We start from the raw sequence: 17,427 nt of genomic DNA on the forward strand, positions 1-17,427 counted from the left end.
CCGCCGGCCCGCGCTGTTCTCGGGCTGATCCGAGAGTCTGTCAGGAGTCCTGAACCTGACAGATTCTCGGGTCCTTTCGTCTCGTTTATCTGTTCGGGATAACCGGTTTCCACGGATCCCCAACAAACGCTAGACCGCGTCGCCGATGACCCCGGCCTCGTCCTGGGCCTGCAGCACGTCGGGGCGGGGCATCGAGATGATGTTGTAGCCGGAATCGACGAAGTGGATCTCGCCGGTGACGCCGCCCGAGAGATCCGAGAGCAGGTACATCGCCGAGCCGCCGACCTCCTCCTGGGTCACCGTCCGGCGCAAGGGGGCGTGCGCCTTCTGGTGGTTGAACATCAGGCGGGCATCGGCGATGCCCGCCCCGGCCAGGGTCCGCATCGGGCCCGCCGAGAGGGCGTTGACCCGGATGCCGTCCGGGCCGAGGTCGCCCGCGAGGTAGCGCACGGAGGCCTCGAGGGCCGCCTTGGCGACCCCCATGACGTTGTAGTTCGGCATGATCCGGGTCGAGCCGCCATAGGTCAGCGTCAGGAGCGAGCCGCCGCGGGGCATTCGCTTGGCTGCGCGCTGGGCGATCTCGGTGAAGGAGAAGCAGGAGATCGTCATGGTCCGCGAGAAATTCTCGCGGGTGGTGACGTCGACGTAACGGCCCTTGAGCTGTCCCTTGTCGGAGAACCCGATGGCGTGGACGACGAAGTCGAGGCCCTCGGGGAAACGCGCGTCCAGGGCGGTGAACAGCGCGTCGACGCTGGCGATGTCCTCGACATCGCAGGGCAGGACGATGTCCGAGCCGACGGAGGCCGCCAGCGGCGACACCCGGCGCCCCAGCGCGTCGCCCTGGTAGGTGAAGGCCAGCTCGGCCCCGTGGCGGTGCAGGACCTTGGCGATGCCCCAGGCGATCGAGTGATCGTTGGCGACCCCCATGATGAGGCCGCGCTTTCCCGCCATCAAACCCGTCATGCACGTCCCCCGGTCGCGGATCCTCGGGCCCCTCGGACCCGTCATCGTTGGTGGGAGGCTTAGCGCGGGGGTCGTGGCCCTGTCCAATCCCACCGGAGCCGAAGGCGCCTTCGCCGAAACGCAAAGGCCCCGTCGTGCGGGAGCCGCGACGGGGCCTTTGGGTGCAGGCGGGGCGGCGCGGCGGCTAGAAGTAGCCGTCGGTGTCGCAATTGGCGCGGTCTATCATGACCTGCTTGATGTAGACGGCCGTGGTCCCGGCAAGGGCGAGGCCGCCGACGGTTCCCAGCGTGAACCACAACATGGCTGTGCCTTCCAGCAATCCCGAGAAACAAGGAACGGCGGAAGGTCTCTCCAGTTCCTTAACGGGCCGGGCCGGACGTTAAGCCTGATCCGGATCCGTCGCCCTCAGGCGTCGACGTGCTTGAGGACGAGCGTCGCGTTGGTGCCGCCGAATCCAAAGGAATTCGACAGGACGTGCCCGAGCTTGGCCCCGTCACGGCGCTGGCGCAGGATCGGCATATCGGCGAAGGCCGGGTCGATCTCGTCGATATGGGCGCTCTCGCAGATGAAGTCGTTGTTCATCATCAGCAGCGCGTAGATCGCCTCCTGCACGCCCGTCGCGCCGAGGGAGTGGCCGGTGAGGGACTTGGTGGCGGCAATCGGCGGACAGTCGTCGCCGCGCCCGAAGACCTCGCGGATCGCCTCGATCTCCTTGTCGTCGCCCACGGGCGTCGAGGTGGCGTGCGGGTTGATGTAGTCGATCCTGGCGCCCTTCAGGCCCTCGATCGCCTGGCGCATGCAGCGGACCGCGCCCTCGCCGGAGGGGGCGACCATGTCGTGCCCGTCCGAGGTGGCGCCGTAGCCGGCGATCTCGCCGTAGATCGTCGCGCCGCGCGCCCTGGCGTGCTCCAATTCCTCGAGCACCAGCACGCCGGCACCGCCCGCGATGACGAATCCGTCGCGGTTGGCGTCGTAGGCGCGGGACGCCCGGGCGGGGGTGTCGTTGTACTTCGAGGACATGGCGCCCATGGCGTCGAACAGCACCGAGAGCGTCCAGTCGAGGTCCTCGCAGCCACCCGCGAAGATGATGTCCTGGCGCCCGCCCTGGATGACCTCGGCAGCGTTGCCGATGCAGTGGTTCGACGTCGCGCAGGCCGAGGAGATCGAATAGTTCACGCCCTTGATCTTGAACCAGGTCGCCAGGGTCGCCGAGGCGGTGGAGGACATGGCCTTGGGCACGGCGAAGGGGCCGACGCGCTTGGGACCCTTGTCGATCGCGATGGCGGCGGATTCGACGATGACCTTCGTGGACGGTCCGCCCGAGCCCATGATGATGCCGGTGCGATCATTGGAAATGTCGCCCGCCTCCAGGCCGGCGTTCCGGATCGCCTGGTCCATGGCGACGTGGTTCCAGGCGGTGCCGCCGCCGTGGAAGCGCATGGCGCGCCGGTCGACGACGCCCTCCGGGTCGAGGGTGGGGCGGCCCTCGACCTGGCTGCGGAAGCCGTGCTCAGCGTAGGAGGCCGAACGCCCGATGCCGGACTTGGCCTCGCGCAGGGAGGCGAGGACTTCCTCGGTGTTGTTGCCGATGGATGAGACGATGCCCATCCCGGTGATCACGACACGCCGCATGGACACGATGCTCTCCGCCGCCGGGGCTTGTTCTTCGCGGTGCTTGTTCTCGAGACGGCACCTTCGCGTGGATTCAGGTAGGACTCGGGCGTCCCGATCTCAACCGCGTCGGGCTCAGCCGCCCGCCGCCTGGGCCTGGAACAGCGCGACGCGCAGGTCCTTGGCCTCGTAGATCCGGGTGCCGTCGGCCTCGAGCCAACCGTCGGCGATGCCGAGCACGAGCTTGCCGAGGCGCACCCGCTTGATGTCGATGCCGTAGACGACCTTGGTCACCGTCGGCAGGACCTGGTCGGTGAACTTGACCTCTCCGACGCCGAGCGCCCGGCCGCGGCCGGGGGCGCCGAGCCAGCCGAGATGGAACCCGACGAGTTGCCAGAGGGCGTCGAGGCCGAGGCAGCCGGGCATCACCGGATCGTTCTTGAAGTGGCAGCCGAAGAACCAGAGGTCCGGTCGGATGTCGAACTCGGCCAGCACGTGGCCCTTGCCATGGGCGCCGCCCTCGGAGCCGATCGAGACGATGCGGTCGAACATCAGCATCGGCGGCAGGGGCAGCTGCGCGTTCCCGGCGCCGAACAGCTCGCCACGGCCGCAGGCGAGCAGTTCCTCGTAGGAATAGTGCGAGGCCCGCTGGGGCGCGGCGGTCGCCGGGGCGGTGCCCGACGGAGCGTTCGGATCGGAAGCGGAAGACATGATGAGCGGATCGGTCCTCAGGGTTGGGTCCGGGGCGCACGTGGCCCCCTCGGCGTCGCGCCACCGGCGCCGGAACGGACACGGCACGGGCCGATCCGGCCGACGCTGCGGCGTGAAATCGGCGCTTCGTTAACACAGGGCTTGTGCGCCTCAAAGCTGCCCGCCCGCTCGAAGCGTCCCAATCCGCGGCCGCCGCTCGGAGGCACGACGGGACGGAGGGGGCCGCCGCGTAGGGCAGGGCCAGCCCCGCGTGCGGCTCGGGTTGCGATGCGGCAGCGGGTTCCGTATACATATCCGCTGAGTTTCCCGTTTTCCGCGTGGGATGTTTGTACGCCCGATGTCGAACCTTCTGCCCCTGCAGGCCGTGCTGAACGCGCGGGCCTCCGTTCCCGGCGGCGACATGGCCGCCGGCCGTCGCGGTTGCCCGCTGTCGGATCTGCGCGATCGCCTGCGCCGGGCGGGCCTGCGCCCGACCCGCCAGCGCCTGTCCCTGGGCTGGCTGCTGTTCGGCCGCGGCGATCGCCACCTCACGGCGGAAATGCTCTACGACGAGGCGATGCGCGCCAAGGTGCCGGTGTCGCTGGCCACCGTCTACAACACGCTGCACCAGTTCACCGAGGCCGGCCTCCTGCGTCAGCTCGCCCTCGACGGATCGAAGGCCTACTTCGACACCAACCCGAGCGAGCACCACCACTTCTTCCTTGAGGACGAGGGACAGGTGTTGGACATGCCCGATTGCGGGATCACCGTGGATTCCCTGCCAGACGCCCCCGAGGGCATGGAGATCGCCGGCGTCGAGGTGATCGTCCGCCTGCGCCGCCGTGGCCCGGTCGCCCGCAAGGCCTGACCGCCCGCCGAATCCGCACGCACCGTCATCGAGGCCCGGGCAACCGGGCCTTTTTCTTTGGCGCGGTGCCCTGACGCGCCGCGCAACGATGCCGCGCCTCGCGAAGTTATCGCCGGCGCGCCGTCCTCCCATCCCATCGAAACCGGACCCATATGGCCCCCACTCGCATCGTCTGCGTCCGCCACGGCGAATCGACCTTCAACGCCGCGCACCGCCTGACCGGACAGGATCCCGGCCACGTCGACGCCCGCCTGACCGAGCGGGGGCAGGGCCAGGTCCGGGCGGCCCGGGCGGCCCTGCACGACATCCCCTTCGATCTGGTGGTGACCTCGCCCCTGACCCGGGCGATCCAGACCACCCAGGGCATCTTCGGCGACCATCCGAGCCGCCCGCGCATCCTCGTCGAGGTCCTGCATCGGGAGTGCCAGGAGAGCAGCTGCGATGTCGGCCGGGCCGCCTCGGTGCTAGCCGCCGAGTTCCCGGACGTCGCCGTCGACCATCTGCCGGAGATCTGGTGGCATGCCGAGGGCGCGCCCGACGCCCGCGGCGTGCATATCGAGCCGCGCACCCTTTTCGACGCCCGCGTCCTCGGCTTTCGCGACTGGCTCGCGGCTCGGCCCGAGCACAGCATCGCGGTGGTCGGCCACGGCACCTTCTTCTATCACCTGACGGGCGTCTGGCTCGACAACTGCCAGACCGTGACCTTCGACCCGATGGCGGCGCCCGCCCCGGTCTGAGCCGGGCTCTACGCGAGCCCCGACCGCGCGGCGTCCAGGCGCCGCTGCACCAGCGCGCGGTCGAGAGGCGCCGCCCGGCGGCCGATCTCCAGGGCCTCGTCGAGGATCGCCACGGCGCTCGCCCAGACCTCCGGCACGAAGGCCGCGGCACCCTCCGCGACCTCGGCCGCACAGCGCGCATCCGCGAAGGCTTTCCCGGCGGCGGTGGCGGCCCGGGCGACCGCCGCGGCCCGAGCGCCCTGCCTCCAGGCCCCGCGCTGCGAGGCCTCCTGCGCCCGCGCGCCGCCCTGCCAGGCGGCGTCCCGGGCAACCGCCCGGGCCCGGTCCGTATCCGCCGCCCCGTCGCAGGCCGCTGCCAGGGTGGGCAGGCCCGCCAGATCCAGGAGGGGCGGCAGGATGCGACGGACGCTCGCCAGGGCGAGGAAGGCGACGCGCTCGGCCTCCACGGCCGGGACGTCCGCCGAGCCGGAGAGCCGCAGCACGAAGGCCATCAGGCGCGGCCGCTCGGCATCGGGCATCGCATCGTTCAGGCCGAGGGCGTAGGCGGACAGGGGTGGCGAGAAACAGGGCGGGCAATCGGCCGAGGCGCGGATCGCCCGATAGGGCAGGCCGGCGGCCACGATCGCCGCCTCGTTGATGCAGGTGCCGCCATCCGGACCTGGAAAATCGTGCGAGCCGGCCAGCAGCCGCCAGTTCAGGATATGCTCGAAGCCCGCCGCCATGCCCGCGCTCTCTCCGTCTTCGGATCGCGAGAGTGCCACGGCCTCACGGGCTTGGCGAGGGAGAGCGTGGCGAGGGAAGGCTTGGCGAGGGAAGGCTTGGCGAGGGAAGGCTTGGCGAGGGAAGGCTTGGCGAGTAAGGGCGCCAGAGGCGTCAGCCGCCGAGATCGGCCGCGAGCCCGGCCAGCATGGCGAGGCCGAGCACCAGCACGAAGGCGCCGGCCAGGAGTTCGAGGCCGCCGACCGCGAGCACCCCGGCCCGTCCGCGTCCGCCCGCGAGGCGCAGGGCGAAGGCCTTGGCGAAGACCGCGAGGCTCGCCAGCGTGCCCGTGGTCAGCGCGGTGCCGAGGGCCATGGCCAGGGTCGCGGCGATGCCGGCGGCCAGCAGGCCCTGCGAGGCGGAGAAGACCAGGATCAGCACCGCCCCGGCGCAGGGGCGCGTGCCCGCGGCCAGCACGACGCCGGCGCGCTCGCGCCACGAGTCGAGCCGGGCCAGGGCCGCGGCGTCGTTCAGGTGGACGTGGCCGCAGCCGGGGGCGCAGGTCGGATCGGTGCGGCCGGCCAGTCGGCCGGCCTTGCGCCAGGTGACGCTGAGGCCGAGGAGCGCCACGAGGGCGAAGCTCACGGTCTCGATCACCGTGCCGGCGCGGGTCATGCCGGCGGCGGTGGCGCCGAGCACCAGGGTCCCGATGCCCACCAGGGCGATGGCGACCAGGGCCTGGAGCAGGGCGGCGGCGAAGCTGAGGCTGAAACCGCGGGTGAGGGCCCGCTCGCCGGCGACGATGTAGCCGGCGATCACCGCCTTTCCGTGGCCCGGTCCGGCGGCGTGGAAGACGCCGTAGGCGAAGCCGAGGAGCATCATCGGCCCCCAGGCGCCGCCCGCCTTGAGGGACTGCACCGCGGCCTGGAGGCTGCGGGAGAAGCTCGCCTGCAGGGCGAGGATCCGGCCCCCAAGGCCGCTGGCGGACGGGGTGGCCTCGCGAAACCCGATGCCGAAGGGCGAGCGCGGCGGCGGCGCGGTGACGCTCGGGCTCACCAGCCAGGCGAGGCCGGCGACGACCAGGGTCGCGAGGGCGACGGCCGCCAGGACGAGGACGACCTGCCGGGCGAGGCGGGACCGGCCGTCCGGGCGGGCGGCGTCGAGGGCGGTGCCTACGGACACGCGACGATGATCCGGTTGGCGAACTGGACGCCGTAGTTCGAGGCCGAGGTCAGCGCCTCGAAGAACGCCTCCGACATGCCCGGTTTGGCATCGCCGGGCTTGGCATCGGCGGTCTTGGCGTCCGGGGTCTCGGTCTTGGGTCGGGTGAGGGTGGCGGCGCAGCCGGTCGGCGCCCCGGCGAGGCGGGCGGCATCCACGCCCTCCGCCAGGCTGAAGGCGACGAAGAAGGTCGGGTCGTAGACCTCCAGGGCCGTGACGCCGCGGCCCTGCGCCACCGGCGTCTTCAGGGGCAGGAGGAAGCTTAGGGTCAGCTTGTCGCCCTCCATCGCCATGCGGGGCTCGACGGGATCGGCGAAGGCCTGCTCCTTGCCGCCGACCTTCATTTTCGTGAAGTAGGCGAATTCGGCGAGGTTGGCGGTGTTCTCGGCGGCGAGGCCTGCGAGTTCGTCCGGCGTCAGCTTGCCGTCGTTGTTCGTGTCCAGCCCCTGGGTCACGAAGGCCGAATACGAGGCATCGAAGGTCCAGGCGTGGCGGACGCCGGTGACGCGGCCGCCTTCGCCGTAGGCGATCTCGGCCTTGGTGGTCACCCAGACGTGGGGATGCGCCTGGGCGGGGAGCGCGGACAGGGCGGCCCCGAGGGCGGCTCCGGCCAGGGCGGCGATGCGGAAAAGCGAGGCGGTCGGCATGGCACGGGACGCTCGCGAGTCAGGGTAAAGACTTCGTAAAGCCGCGCCGGCCGCGGGGTCCGTCGCTGCGGACCGGTCTCCCGCCTCACTGGGGCAAAAGCGAGGCGTCGGCCCACGGGCGCTTGTGCATCCGGACCACGCGCCCCGGGACCTTTGAGGCCGTGTCGCGCAGGCGGGCGGGAGCGACGCCGACCGCGCTCGGCCCGCAGCCGGCCGGGGTCAGTCTCGCCGGGTCAGAGCGGCGATCTCGGCACGCTCCTCGGCGCTGAGGCCCGCGGCGGCCGCGGCCGGGCGGCGGCGGGACAGGCGCCAGAGCCCGAACAGGCCCAGGCCGATCACCGCGACCGGGGTCAGCCACAGGAGCAGGGTGTGCAGGGCGAAGACGGGGCGCAGCAGCACGTACTCGCCGTAGCGCCCGACCACGTAGGCCTGGACCTGCTTGTCGTCGTCGCCGGCAGTCAGGCGCTCGCGCACGATGAGGCGCAGGTCCCGGGCGAGGGGAGCGTCGGAATCGTCGATGGACTGGTTCTGGCAGACGAGGCAGCGCAGGCCCGACGAAATGTCCCGCGCACGCGCTTCCAGGGCCGGGTCCTTCAGCACCTCGTCCGGCTGGACCGCCAGGGCGCCGCCGACGGAGGCCAGCGTCAGCCCGAGCGCCAGGGCGAGGTGCGGGAGCACGGCCCGGCTCATTCGGCGGGGGCCATGCCGGGCGGGACGGGCTTGGCCCGTGCCCGCGCCGGGGCGCCGACGCGCATGCGCCGGTCGGTCAGGGAGATCGCGCCGCCCAGCGCCATCACCACGGCGCCGAGCCAGATCAGCAGCACGAGGGGCTTGTAGTAGAGCCGCAGGCCGATGGCGCCCTCCGGCAGGACCTCGCCGAGGCTGGCATAGACCTGGCTCGCGCCGATGGTCAGCAGGCCGGATTCCGTCACCGTCATCTTGCGGCTCGGATAGAACCGCTTGCCGGTCTCCACCGTGCCCACGAAGTCGCCGGCCGCGTTGCGGATGGTCAGGAAGGCGGTGGTCTCGGCGTAGTTCTCGCCGGTACGCGGACCGACCCGGTCGAGGGTCGCCATGTAGGGGCCGGAGGCGAGGGACTCACCGGGCTTCAGGGTCTTCAAGCCTTCCGTCGCCCAGCCCTGCGCGGCGATGCCCAGGACCACGACGCCGACGCCCGCATGGGCCATCGCGGTGCCCCAGGCGGAGCGAGGCAGGCCGGCGGCGCGGCGCCAGATCGCGGCGCCGCGGGCGCGGTTGCCGCCGTAGCCGCGGGCGCGGGACACGATCTCCATCGCGGAGCCGATGACGAGGTAGGCGCCGAGGCCGATCCCGACGGGTGCCATCATCGGGCCGCCCCAGGTCAGGGCCGTCACGGTGAGGCCGACCACCAGCGCGGCGGCCAGGGCCGCGAACAGGCGCTGCGTCGCCGCGTGCACGTCGCCGCGCTTCCAGGCCAGGGTCTGGCCGAAGGGCACGATGAGCAGCAGCGGGATCGCCAGGGGCACGAAGGTGTAGTTGAAGAAGGGCGGCCCCACCGAGATCTTCTCGGCGGTCAGCATCTCCAGCAGCAGCGGGTAGAGGGTGCCCACGAAGACGGTGGCGCAGCCGGCGGCCAGGAACAGGTTGTTCATCACCAGCGCGCCCTCGCGGGAGATCGGCGCGAAGATGCCACCTTGGCGCAGCATCGGCGCCCGCCAGGCGAACAGGGTGAGCGAGCCGCCGATGAACAGGATCAGGATCGCCAGGATGAAGACGCCGCGGGTCGGGTCCGTGGCGAAGGTATGGACCGAGGTCAGCACGCCCGAGCGGACGATGAAGGTGCCGAGGAGCGAGAGCGAGAAGGTGAGGATGGCGAGCAGCACCGTCCAGACCTTCAGGGCGTCGCGCTTTTCCATCACTACGGTGGAATGCAGGAGGGCGGTGCCGGCGAGCCAGGGCATCAGCGAGGCGTTCTCGACCGGGTCCCAGAACCACCAGCCGCCCCAGCCGAGCTCGTAATAGGCCCAGTACGAGCCCATCGCGATGCCGAGCGTCAGGAAGCTCCAGGCGATCAGGGTCCAGGGCCGCACGGCCCGGGCCCAGACCGCGTCGATGCGCCCGTCGATCAGCGCCGCGATGGCGAAGGCGAAGGTGATCGAGAAGCCGACATAGCCGACGTAGAGGAGCGGCGGGTGCACCGCGAGTCCGAAATCCTGGAGCAGCGGGTTGAGGTCGTTACCCTCTACCGGGGCCGGGCTCACCCGGGTGAACGGGTTCGAGGTCGTGATGATGAACAGCACGAACACGAAGGTGATCAGGCCCTGCACCGCCAGGGTGTTCGCCCGCAGGGTCGGCGGCACGGACTCGCGGGAGACAGCCACCAGCGCCCCGAACAGGGCAAGGATGAGGACCCAGAGCAGCATCGAGCCCTCGTGGTTCCCCCACACGCCGGAGATCTTGTAGAGGAAGGGCTTGGCCGTGTGGGAGTTCTCGATCACGTTGAGGACCGAGAAGTCCGACGTGACGTGGGCGTAGGTCAGCGCCCCGAAACTGAACAGGATGCAGGCGAAGGCGCCGAGGGCGGCGGGCGTCGCCACGGCCCGCAGGGCCTGGTCGCCCGAGCGGGCGGCCCAGACCGGCATCACCGCCTGGACCAGGGACAGGGCGAGCGCCAGGGCGAGCGCGAAATGGCCGACCTCGATCAGCAAGGCGGGGTGTCCTTCCAAGGGAGGATGTGCCGCGGGACGCGGGGCCGACTGGGGACGGGCCGGGGCGCGCGGGGCATCATCGCTCGCTGCGCTGGCCGAGGGTCTTGTCGCCGGCGACCGTCTGGGCCTCGGGGGCGGCCGCAGCGGGCTTGTCGACCAGGCCCTTGCCCTCCTGCCACCGGCCCTGCGCCTTGAGGGCGTCGGCGACCTCGCGCGGCATGTAGGATTCGTCGTGCTTGGCCAGAACCGTGTCGGCCCGGAACAGGCCGCCCGGCAGCAGGGTGCCCTCGGCGACCACCCCCTGGCCCTCGCGGAACAGGTCGGGCAGCAGGCCGCGGTACTGGACCGCGATGGTGGCGTTGGTGTCCGTCACCGCGAAGTCGACGGTCTGGTCCGGCCCGCGCTGGAGCGAGCCGTCCTTTACCAGGCCGCCCAGGCGGAAGCGCGTGCCCGGGGCCACGGTCTGCGCGGCCACCTCGGTGGGCGAGCGGAAGAACACGATCGACCCGCTCATGGCCGACAGGATCAGGCCGAGCGCCAACGCCAGCACGGCGCCGCAGGCGGCGATCAGGATCAGGCGGCGGCTCTTGCGGGTCACGTGGGCAGGATCCCGGTTGATGGCTCGGACGGTGGGGCGGCGCGCGTTCCGCGCCGGACCGCCCGGCGGGGTTTCTTGCAGGTTCCGGTGTCGGCCGGGGCGCCACCCGGGTCAAGGGCCGGGGCCGGGACCGATTGTCAGGGGCTCAAGGCTTTGCCGCCGCATTGCCGGGCTTCGCACTGGGCTGGAGGCTGAGCTCGCGCGACAATTCGCCGAGCCGCTCCATGGCCGCCGCATCGGGGCTCAGGGCCATGCGGGCCCGATCGAGGGCCTGCATGGCGCGCTCGCGCTCGCCGAGCACGCTGTAGGAGCGGATGAGGCGCAGCCAATCATCGACGCTGCCGCCCTTGGCCGCCAGGCGGCGGTCGAGACCCGCGACCATGCCGCGGATGGCAGCGTCGCGCTCGGCCACCGGCATCGCCTTGACGGCCGCGACGGCGGCCTCCGTGCCGGCTCGGGCGGCCTCGTCGGAGGCCGAACCGGTCCGGGCGGGAGGAGCGGAGGGCGTGGCTGCGGCCGCATCCGCTGGGGCCGCGGCCAGACCGGCCTCGGCGGCGATCGCGTCGAGGCGGATCTTCGCCTCGGGATCGTCGCCCAGGGCCTTGCGCGCCCGCTCCAGGGCGTCCTTCGCCTTGTCGCGCTCCTGGAGCACCCCATAGGAGCGCACGAGGCGCAGCCAGTCCTCCAGGCTCCCGCCCCGGTCGGCCAGGCGCTTGTCGAGGCTGTCGACCATGGCGCGGATGGCGCCGTCGCGGCTCGCCGGGGGCAGGGCCTGGAGGGCGGCCGCGGCGCCGGCCTCGGGGGCCTTCGTCTCGCCGGGCGCGGCCTCGCCCTTCAGGCGCGCCAGGTTCTCGCGGACGAGGGGCAGCCAGGGGGCGTCAGCCGGCGCCGCGTCGGCCATGGCCTGGAGGCGCTGGATCGCCTGGGGAATGTCGCCGTCGAGCTCGGCCGCCCGCGCCAGGTAGAATTTCGGCTTGGCGACCTGCCCGTCGAGGTCGACCGCCCGCTGGAAGATGGCCTTGGCCTGGGGCGTGACCGCGCCGTTGGCCGCCGCCACCAGGGCCTCGCCCCAGTCGGACAGGCGCTGCGCCGTCTCGCCGAGGATGCGGGTGGCGGCCTCGTAGGCATGGGCGGCGTCGTCGAAGCGGCCCATCCGCATGTAGACGGGGGCGAGCACGGACCAGCCGCGCCCGTCGGTGGGATCGGCCGCGAGCCGCGCCTCGATCTGGCCGATGGCCTTGAGCAGGTCCTGGTCGCCGCTCTGGGCGGACTGGCGCTCCGCCGCACTCTGAGCCGGCATGTGCGGCGAGCCGTAGAGACCGTAGGCGATGAGCGCGACCAGGGGGATGGTGGAGAGGGCGAAGGCCGAGGCCGCCCGGCGCTGGCGCAGGGCCGGCTCGGCGATGTCCTGGGCTGCCGGGACGCCGGCGCGGTTGGCGCGCAGCAGGCGCCGGGCCGCCTCGGTGCGCGCGGCCTCCGCCTCGGGGGGCGCGATCAGGCCGCGGGCCTCGTCGCGCTCGATCTCGCGGAGCTGGTCCTCGTAGAAGCCCGTCTCGGTGGCGAGGCCACCGCCCTCCGGCGGGGCGGCGGGATTGGCCCGGCGCGACATCGGCCAGAGCAGGGCGAACACCGCCGCGCCGGTCATGACCGCCAGTATGAACCAAAGTGCCGTCATCACGCCCCGAACGCTGCCCCGCTTGCATGTAGACGCGGGCCCCCGCCGGCACGATGCAGGCCTCGGGCGACACGGTGTCACGCGCAGCACGTCGGGGGGAGGACGCAACCCTAGAGCATGACGGCTTGCGGGGAAACCGGGTCCCGGGATCCCGGCCGGGGATCGGCGGCCCTCACGCCGGTGCGCGGCCCTCCGCGGGCCCGCGGCTCAGTGCGGGGCCACGCCGGCCGGCGCATCGCCCGGCACCTCGATCACCGCCCGCAGGCCGCCCAGCGTCGCCTCCTCCAGGCGGAAGCGGCCGCGATAGAGGGCCGCGAGATCGGCCACGATCGAGAGGCCGAGCCCGGAGCCGGGCTTGGTCTCGTCGAGTCGGCGGCCGCGCCCGAGCACGTCCGCCCGGTCCTCCGGGGCGAGGCCCGGGCCGTCATCCTCGATCGCCACGAGAAGGTGGGGATAATCGTTCTTGCCCACCGCCTCGGCGCGGATCGCCACGCGGCCGTGGGCCCATTTCGAGGCGTTGTCGACGAGGTTGCCGATCATCTCCTCGAAGTCCTGGCGCTCGCCCCGGAAGCGCAGGCCGGCCGGCACGTGGACCTCGTAGGCGATGTCCTTGTCGCGATAGATCTTGCCGAAGGTGCGCACGAGGCCGGCCAGCGCCGGCTCGACCTCCGTGGAGGTGCCGAGGGTGCCGGCGAGCGCCGCGGCCCGGGCGCGGTCGAGGTGGTAGTTCACCTGGTCGCGCATCACCGCGGCCTGCTCGCGGATCTTGGCCGCGAGGTCGTCGGGCGCATCGGCGGCGCCGACCTCGTTGACGATGATCGAGAGCGGGGTCTTCAGGGCGTGCGCGAGGTTGCCGACCTGCGTCCGCGCCCGCTCCAGGATCTCCCGGTTGGTCTCGATGAGAAGGTTCACCTCGCCCGCCAGGGGGGCGATGTCGCGCGGATACTCGCCGGTGATGCGGTCCGATTCGCCCCGCCGGATGGCGCCCAGCGCCGTGCGCAGCTTGGCGAGCGGCGCGAGGCCGAAGCGGATCTGCAGCAGGGTCGTCAGGGCGAGCGACAGGCCGAGGAGCCCGAAGGTGACCATCAGCGAGAAGCGGAAGCGGTCGACGTCGTTCTCGATCTCGTCGGCGGGGCCGGCCACCCGCACGGTGTAGCGGCCCTCCTCGCCGAGATCGACGTCGCGCTCGATGATGCGCAGGCGGCGCTCGTCCTGGGCCCGGCCGTAGCCCTGGCGGATCTGGCCGATGCCCGCCTTGCTGTCGGGGGTGGCGGCAGCCTTCAGGGGCACGCCCACCAGGGAGCGCGAGGTGCGCAGGTCGCGCGGCTTCGCGTCGGGCCGGCCGATCTGCCAGTACCAGCCCGACAGGGGCAGGTCGAAGCGCGGATCGCTCAGGGTGAAGGACCGGCTCTCGGGGTCGTTGGGCGAGACGAGGTCGGTGGCGAGGTTGTTGGCGTAGACCAGCAGGCGGCTGTCGAAGGCGCGCTCGGTGTTCTCGCGGTACAGGGTCGTGAGGATCCAGGCGGCGATGAGCAGGATCGCCGAACTCGCCAGCAGCGCCGAGGTGGCGAGGCGCACCGCGATCGAGCGGCGGCGCATCGGGAGCCAGGAGGGGGAGGGAATCATGCTGGCCAAAGTCTGGGTTGCAGCCGATCTGCGTTGCAGCCGAAAATCAACGCGACGGCCGAGGATGTGCCGCCGCCGATCGCACGGGTCTTGGGGTGGTCGCCTGAGATTTCGATCGACTCCGGCTTGACCGGCACGCCCATTCTAGCCTGGGCGCAGGCCCGTGTCTCACCATGACTCGATCCGTATAATCCGCAGAATACGGATTATACGGATCTGTCTCCGCTTGTTGTCGAGGCTTGGATCGGCATGAACCTGTTCAAACTGATCGATACGGATGCCACCGACTTCGCCAAGCGCGCAGGATTCTATCAGGACGAGGCGATCCGTAACCCGGTCGTGATCAGCAAGAACGGGCGCCCGAAGACGGTCCTCGTGGCCTATGACGAATTCATCCGCCTGCGCGAACGCGACCGGCGTTCGTTCACGATCGACGACATCCCGGACGACATCGCCGACGCGATCCTGAGCGCCGAGGTCCCGAAAGGCCTGACGGACACGGATGAGCGCAGGTCTCCGACCATGGTCCCGGGCGAGCCGCCGATCGCCCGGGACCGTGATCCGGTACGCGTTCCTCTGGTCGGACGAGAGTCGCGAGGGTTTGGAATCGGCGCGGAAGGACCGACCCGCCGTCCTGGTCATCGCACGCAAACCCACGGACGGAAGCTGCATCGTGGTTCCGATCACCCATCGGGAGCCCGAGGGCCGAACCGTCGGCCTGTAAATTCCCGCGGAGGTTTGCAAAAGCGTGGGCCTCGATGACCGGCGACAGTGGCTCATCGTGTCCGCGGGCAACGATTTCGTTTGGCCGGGCCCGGACTTACGGTCCATTCCCGACCACGACCCGGCGAGCGTGATCTACGGAACCGTGCCGCGGCGCTTCTGCGCCCTCGTGCTCGCGCACATGCAGACCCTGATCCGGGCGAGGCGGCTCGCGGTGAGTCCGCGTCGTTGAGATCACACCCGCGGCGCGGGCTGGTTCGGGTCGACGAGATAGCCGAGGCCCCGCACGGTCTGGATCAGGTCGACGGCGAGCTTCTTGCGCAGGCGGCCGACGAAGACCTCGATGGTGTTGGAATCGCGGTCGAAATCCTGGTCGTAGAGGTGTTCGGTCAGTTCGGCCCGCGAGACCACCCGGCCGGTGTGATGCATCAGGTAGGAGAGCAGGCGGTATTCGTGGCTGGTCAGCTTGACCGGGTTGCCGTCCACGAAGACGCGGCCCGAGCGGGTGTCGAGCACCACCGGACCGCAGGCGATCTGGCTGGTGGCGTGGCCGGCCGCGCGGCGCAGCAGAGCACGCACGCGCGCCATCAGCTCCTCCATGTGGAAGGGCTTCGTGACGTAGTCGTCGGCCCCGGCATCGAAGCCGTCGACCTTGTCGGACCAGCGGTCGCGGGCGGTGAGGATGATGACCGGGGTCTTGATGCCGGCCCGGCGCCACTTCTGCAGAACGCTGACGCCGTCGGTCTTGGGCAGGCCCATGTCGAGGATGATGGCGTCGTAGGGCTCGCTCTCGCCGAGATAGCCCCCCTCCTCGCCGTCGAAGGCCTTGTCGGCGACGTAGCCGGCCTCCTCGAGGGCGTTCACCACCTGCCGGTTGATGTCCCGGTCATCCTCCACGACGAGCAACCGCACGGTCCCGAACTCCTACGATGATGGCCCGGACCCGCGGGTCGGCGCGGCGCGCACGTTAGACGTCTCCGCGCCGGCGCGAAACGGCTTCCGGCCGAAAGCCTTCACGGTCCGCTGACCTGCCCGGTGGTGGCATCGACGACGACGTGGACGAACTGGCCGTCCCGGCGCAGGGCCGTGAGCAGGTAGACGAGGGTGTCGTCGCTCCGGCACAGGCGGGCCCGCTGGATCTCCGCGCGGGGAATCACCTGGCGGGCGGCGCGGATGGCGGCCACCGGGGCGATCACCCGCTTCTCGGCGACGGCCTCGCGCAGGTCCGCCGGACTGAGACAGGTTTCGCTGCGGGGCATCGCGATCAAGGGCGCCGAGACCGCGCTGGTGCCCGTCGTCGTCTCCTCCGCGAACGTGTCGATCGAACCCGTCGCGAAGCCCGCGACGGTCAGTCCGATCAACACCAGGGCGAGGAGGATGCGCATGCGATGACGTTTAGGAAGGATGCACTGAATGTGCCCTGAATGCCGACCCAAGCCCAACCTCGGCCATTCGGTTCCCGCCGGGCTCCCGGGGGCTCGCGGCTCAGGCCGGCCCGGGGGCCTGGGCGGCGAGGCGCGCGAGGGTCGCCCGGAGCGTCGCTCCGACCAGGGCCTGGCCGTCGATATGCGCGAGGGCGGCCCGCCGCAGGGCCTGGGACGAGCGGTCGAACCCCGTCCGGGCGGCGTGCAGGCGCAGGGCCGCCACCCGGCGGCGGTCGCGGCGGCGATTCAGCAGGAGGGCGAGGCGGTCCATGGCGGTGTCCTCAGGGGCGCGGCCGGATCTCGGCGAGCCGGCGCAGGATGTCGTCCAGCTTCTCCCGCGCCCGCTCGTCGTTGCGCTCGACGCTGCGCGCGAGCTCGGCGATCACGCGGGCGAGGTCGTCCAGCACCCGGGTCCGGCTCTCCAAGGCGGCCGCCACGGCGGCATGGCTCTGCGAGGCCCGCTCGAGGGCGGTGGCGGTGGCGCCGGTATCCCCGAGGCGCGCCTCCTGGGCGCGCACCGAGTCCCGGTGGAGATGGAAGCAGGCGAGGCCGAGGAGGACGGCGACGATCCATCCCGCGCCCTCCTGCGAGACGAGCAGGTGCGCGGCCTCCAGGGCGATCTTCTGCAAGGCCCCCTCCCTCGTGAGATTCCCCCCGCCCGCGGACCCCGTCCGTCAGGCCGGGCGGTGCGCCCGCGCCGCCCGGAGCGCGGGCAGAAGCGTGTTGGCGACCGTGGCCTCCTCCGCCAGGGGCAGGCTGCGAAACACCTTCTCGCCGAGGCCGTCGACGCCGCCTGCGGCCCGGATGAGCCAGCCCGGAGCCGCGTCGAGGCCGCGCTGGACCGCACCCGCGATCACCAGCGATCCCATCGGGACCGTCAGCGTGCGGCCTTGCGCCGCCCCCGCCACCGCGTTGACCGCGTAGGCGCCGACATTGCGCACCAGACGCTCCACCAGGCTGGCCGTGATCAGGACCCGCACGGGCCCGGCGATCCGCGCCAGGGCCGCCGTCAGGGCGGTGACCGCGAGGGGCACCACCACGCTCCCGATGCCCTGGATTGCCGCCGCGAGGGCGTCGCCCCAGGGGACGGTCACGGCGGCGGTCGCCGGTGCGGCCGAAGGGGCCGCCGAAGCCCCCGCGACCGAGGCCGCTGCGACCGCCAAGAGGGCGAGGCCGACGCCGGCGGCGAAGGGGGCGGCGAAGGGGCGGGCGCGCAAGGGGCGGGCGCGCGAGGGAACGGGGACGAATCGGATCATCG

Annotated in this window: 20 protein-coding genes; 4 read left to right on the forward strand and 16 right to left on the reverse strand. The window is 71.8% G+C overall.

The genetic code is table 11. The features are described from left to right. Positions 1 to 129: 129 nt before the first annotated feature. The 3 genes from fabI to fabA all read right to left on the reverse strand — a co-directional run bounded on the left by fabI (position 130) and on the right by fabA (position 3,285). Positions 130 to 963 (reverse strand): enoyl-ACP reductase FabI, encoded by an 834-nt coding sequence (gene fabI / locus AC6EUL_RS21300; RefSeq protein WP_056277356.1) that lies wholly within the window; start codon positions 961 to 963, stop codon positions 130 to 132. 405 nt (positions 964 to 1,368) lie between these two features. Continuing rightward, entirely contained in the window at positions 1,369 to 2,595 is a 1,227-nt protein-coding gene (gene fabB, locus AC6EUL_RS21305; RefSeq protein WP_056211879.1) for a beta-ketoacyl-ACP synthase I, read from the reverse strand. 114 nt (positions 2,596 to 2,709) lie between these two features. After that, the gene (gene fabA / locus AC6EUL_RS21310) at positions 2,710 to 3,285 is read right to left on the reverse strand and encodes a 3-hydroxyacyl-[acyl-carrier-protein] dehydratase FabA (protein WP_056211882.1); all 576 of its coding nucleotides are present in this window, start codon (positions 3,283 to 3,285) and stop codon (positions 2,710 to 2,712) included. Between the two features lie 337 nt (positions 3,286 to 3,622). On the opposite strand from fabA, the gene irr reads away from it, so the two are divergent. Continuing rightward, a complete protein-coding gene (gene irr / locus AC6EUL_RS21315) occupies positions 3,623 to 4,132 on the forward strand; it encodes a Fur family transcriptional regulator Irr (protein WP_056211884.1) in 510 nt (169 codons plus the stop codon). A gap of 152 nt (positions 4,133 to 4,284) precedes the next feature. After that, on the forward strand, positions 4,285 to 4,869 hold the full coding sequence (locus AC6EUL_RS21320; RefSeq protein WP_056211886.1) for a histidine phosphatase family protein: 585 nt from the start codon (positions 4,285 to 4,287) through the stop codon (positions 4,867 to 4,869). Between the two features lie 8 nt (positions 4,870 to 4,877). Here the strand turns inward: AC6EUL_RS21320 and AC6EUL_RS21325 are convergent, their stop codons facing one another. The 8 genes from AC6EUL_RS21325 to AC6EUL_RS21360 form a co-directional block, all read right to left on the reverse strand. Then, complete coding sequence (locus AC6EUL_RS21325) at positions 4,878 to 5,591, reverse strand: hypothetical protein (RefSeq protein WP_056277360.1); 714 nt, start codon at positions 5,589 to 5,591, stop codon at positions 4,878 to 4,880. Positions 5,592 to 5,742: 151 nt separating this feature from the next. After that, a complete protein-coding gene (locus tag AC6EUL_RS21330) occupies positions 5,743 to 6,750 on the reverse strand; it encodes a nickel/cobalt transporter (protein ID WP_499872551.1) in 1,008 nt (335 codons plus the stop codon). After that, positions 6,741 to 7,436 carry a DUF1007 family protein gene (locus AC6EUL_RS21335; protein ID WP_056277364.1) on the reverse strand — a complete coding sequence of 232 codons (696 nt, stop codon included), beginning with the start codon at positions 7,434 to 7,436 and terminating at the stop codon, positions 6,741 to 6,743. The genes AC6EUL_RS21330 and AC6EUL_RS21335 overlap by 10 nt, the downstream gene beginning before the upstream one ends. 219 nt (positions 7,437 to 7,655) lie before the next feature. Continuing rightward, positions 7,656 to 8,126, reverse strand: a complete 471-nt coding sequence (locus AC6EUL_RS21340; RefSeq protein WP_056277367.1) for a cytochrome c-type biogenesis protein — start codon at positions 8,124 to 8,126, stop codon at positions 7,656 to 7,658. Next, positions 8,123 to 10,123 carry a heme lyase CcmF/NrfE family subunit gene (locus tag AC6EUL_RS21345; RefSeq protein WP_499872553.1) on the reverse strand — a complete coding sequence of 667 codons (2,001 nt, stop codon included), beginning with the start codon at positions 10,121 to 10,123 and terminating at the stop codon, positions 8,123 to 8,125. The genes AC6EUL_RS21340 and AC6EUL_RS21345 overlap by 4 nt, the downstream gene beginning before the upstream one ends. Positions 10,124 to 10,199: 76 nt before the next feature. Beyond that, positions 10,200 to 10,721 (reverse strand): cytochrome c maturation protein CcmE, encoded by a 522-nt coding sequence (ccmE, locus tag AC6EUL_RS21350; protein ID WP_056211898.1) that lies wholly within the window; start codon positions 10,719 to 10,721, stop codon positions 10,200 to 10,202. 145 nt (positions 10,722 to 10,866) lie between these two features. Further along, the gene (ccmI, locus tag AC6EUL_RS21355) at positions 10,867 to 12,396 is read right to left on the reverse strand and encodes a c-type cytochrome biogenesis protein CcmI (RefSeq protein WP_499872556.1); all 1,530 of its coding nucleotides are present in this window, start codon (positions 12,394 to 12,396) and stop codon (positions 10,867 to 10,869) included. A gap of 207 nt (positions 12,397 to 12,603) precedes the next feature. Continuing rightward, positions 12,604 to 14,022 (reverse strand): ATP-binding protein, encoded by a 1,419-nt coding sequence (locus AC6EUL_RS21360; RefSeq protein WP_056211902.1) that lies wholly within the window; start codon positions 14,020 to 14,022, stop codon positions 12,604 to 12,606. Positions 14,023 to 14,271: 249 nt separating this feature from the next. Between AC6EUL_RS21360 and AC6EUL_RS21365 the strand changes: the two genes are divergently transcribed. Both AC6EUL_RS21365 and AC6EUL_RS21370 read left to right on the forward strand, forming a co-directional pair. Further along, positions 14,272 to 14,784, forward strand: coding sequence for a type II toxin-antitoxin system prevent-host-death family antitoxin (locus AC6EUL_RS21365; RefSeq protein WP_082501473.1), 513 nt, complete (start codon positions 14,272 to 14,274; stop codon positions 14,782 to 14,784). After that, complete coding sequence (locus AC6EUL_RS21370; RefSeq protein WP_499872558.1) at positions 14,771 to 14,977, forward strand: hypothetical protein; 207 nt, start codon at positions 14,771 to 14,773, stop codon at positions 14,975 to 14,977. The genes AC6EUL_RS21365 and AC6EUL_RS21370 overlap by 14 nt, the downstream gene beginning before the upstream one ends. A gap of 2 nt (positions 14,978 to 14,979) precedes the next feature. Here the strand turns inward: AC6EUL_RS21370 and AC6EUL_RS21375 are convergent, their stop codons facing one another. The 5 genes from AC6EUL_RS21375 to AC6EUL_RS21395 all read right to left on the reverse strand — a co-directional run bounded on the left by AC6EUL_RS21375 (position 14,980) and on the right by AC6EUL_RS21395 (position 17,425). Continuing rightward, a complete protein-coding gene (locus AC6EUL_RS21375) occupies positions 14,980 to 15,657 on the reverse strand; it encodes a response regulator transcription factor (RefSeq protein WP_056211908.1) in 678 nt (225 codons plus the stop codon). A gap of 101 nt (positions 15,658 to 15,758) precedes the next feature. Next, positions 15,759 to 16,130 carry a PepSY domain-containing protein gene (locus AC6EUL_RS21380; protein ID WP_056211910.1) on the reverse strand — a complete coding sequence of 124 codons (372 nt, stop codon included), beginning with the start codon at positions 16,128 to 16,130 and terminating at the stop codon, positions 15,759 to 15,761. A 100-nt stretch (positions 16,131 to 16,230) separates the two neighbouring features. Next, positions 16,231 to 16,440 (reverse strand): hypothetical protein, encoded by a 210-nt coding sequence (locus tag AC6EUL_RS21385; RefSeq protein WP_056382854.1) that lies wholly within the window; start codon positions 16,438 to 16,440, stop codon positions 16,231 to 16,233. Between the two features lie 10 nt (positions 16,441 to 16,450). Beyond that, a complete protein-coding gene (locus AC6EUL_RS21390) occupies positions 16,451 to 16,798 on the reverse strand; it encodes a hypothetical protein (RefSeq protein ID WP_056277385.1) in 348 nt (115 codons plus the stop codon). Positions 16,799 to 16,843: 45 nt separating this feature from the next. Next, positions 16,844 to 17,425: a hypothetical protein gene (locus AC6EUL_RS21395; RefSeq protein WP_082487334.1), complete on the reverse strand. Its 582-nt coding sequence runs from the start codon at positions 17,423 to 17,425 to the stop codon at positions 16,844 to 16,846. Between the last annotated feature and the right edge of the window lie 2 nt (positions 17,426 to 17,427).

The sequence above is a fragment of the Methylobacterium sp. 001424705 genome (assembly GCF_059816145.1).

Coding starts and splice junctions, on each gene's coding strand:
- AC6EUL_RS21335 (WP_056277364.1), bottom strand. CDS start 7,436: ATGCCGACCGCCTCGCTTTTCCGCATCGCCGCCCTGGCCGGAGCCGCC.
- AC6EUL_RS21365 (WP_082501473.1), top strand. CDS start 14,272: ATGAACCTGTTCAAACTGATCGATACGGATGCCACCGACTTCGCCAAG.
- AC6EUL_RS21395 (WP_082487334.1), bottom strand. CDS start 17,425: ATGATCCGATTCGTCCCCGTTCCCTCGCGCGCCCGCCCCTTGCGCGCC.
- AC6EUL_RS21325 (WP_056277360.1), bottom strand. CDS start 5,591: ATGGCGGCGGGCTTCGAGCATATCCTGAACTGGCGGCTGCTGGCCGGC.
- fabA (WP_056211882.1), bottom strand. CDS start 3,285: ATGTCTTCCGCTTCCGATCCGAACGCTCCGTCGGGCACCGCCCCGGCG.
- AC6EUL_RS21385 (WP_056382854.1), bottom strand. CDS start 16,440: ATGGACCGCCTCGCCCTCCTGCTGAATCGCCGCCGCGACCGCCGCCGG.
- AC6EUL_RS21380 (WP_056211910.1), bottom strand. CDS start 16,130: ATGCGCATCCTCCTCGCCCTGGTGTTGATCGGACTGACCGTCGCGGGC.
- AC6EUL_RS21360 (WP_056211902.1), bottom strand. CDS start 14,022: ATGATTCCCTCCCCCTCCTGGCTCCCGATGCGCCGCCGCTCGATCGCG.
- fabB (WP_056211879.1), bottom strand. CDS start 2,595: ATGCGGCGTGTCGTGATCACCGGGATGGGCATCGTCTCATCCATCGGC.
- ccmI (WP_499872556.1), bottom strand. CDS start 12,396: ATGACGGCACTTTGGTTCATACTGGCGGTCATGACCGGCGCGGCGGTG.
- fabI (WP_056277356.1), bottom strand. CDS start 963: ATGACGGGTTTGATGGCGGGAAAGCGCGGCCTCATCATGGGGGTCGCC.
- irr (WP_056211884.1), top strand. CDS start 3,623: ATGTCGAACCTTCTGCCCCTGCAGGCCGTGCTGAACGCGCGGGCCTCC.
- AC6EUL_RS21340 (WP_056277367.1), bottom strand. CDS start 8,126: ATGAGCCGGGCCGTGCTCCCGCACCTCGCCCTGGCGCTCGGGCTGACG.
- AC6EUL_RS21320 (WP_056211886.1), top strand. CDS start 4,285: ATGGCCCCCACTCGCATCGTCTGCGTCCGCCACGGCGAATCGACCTTC.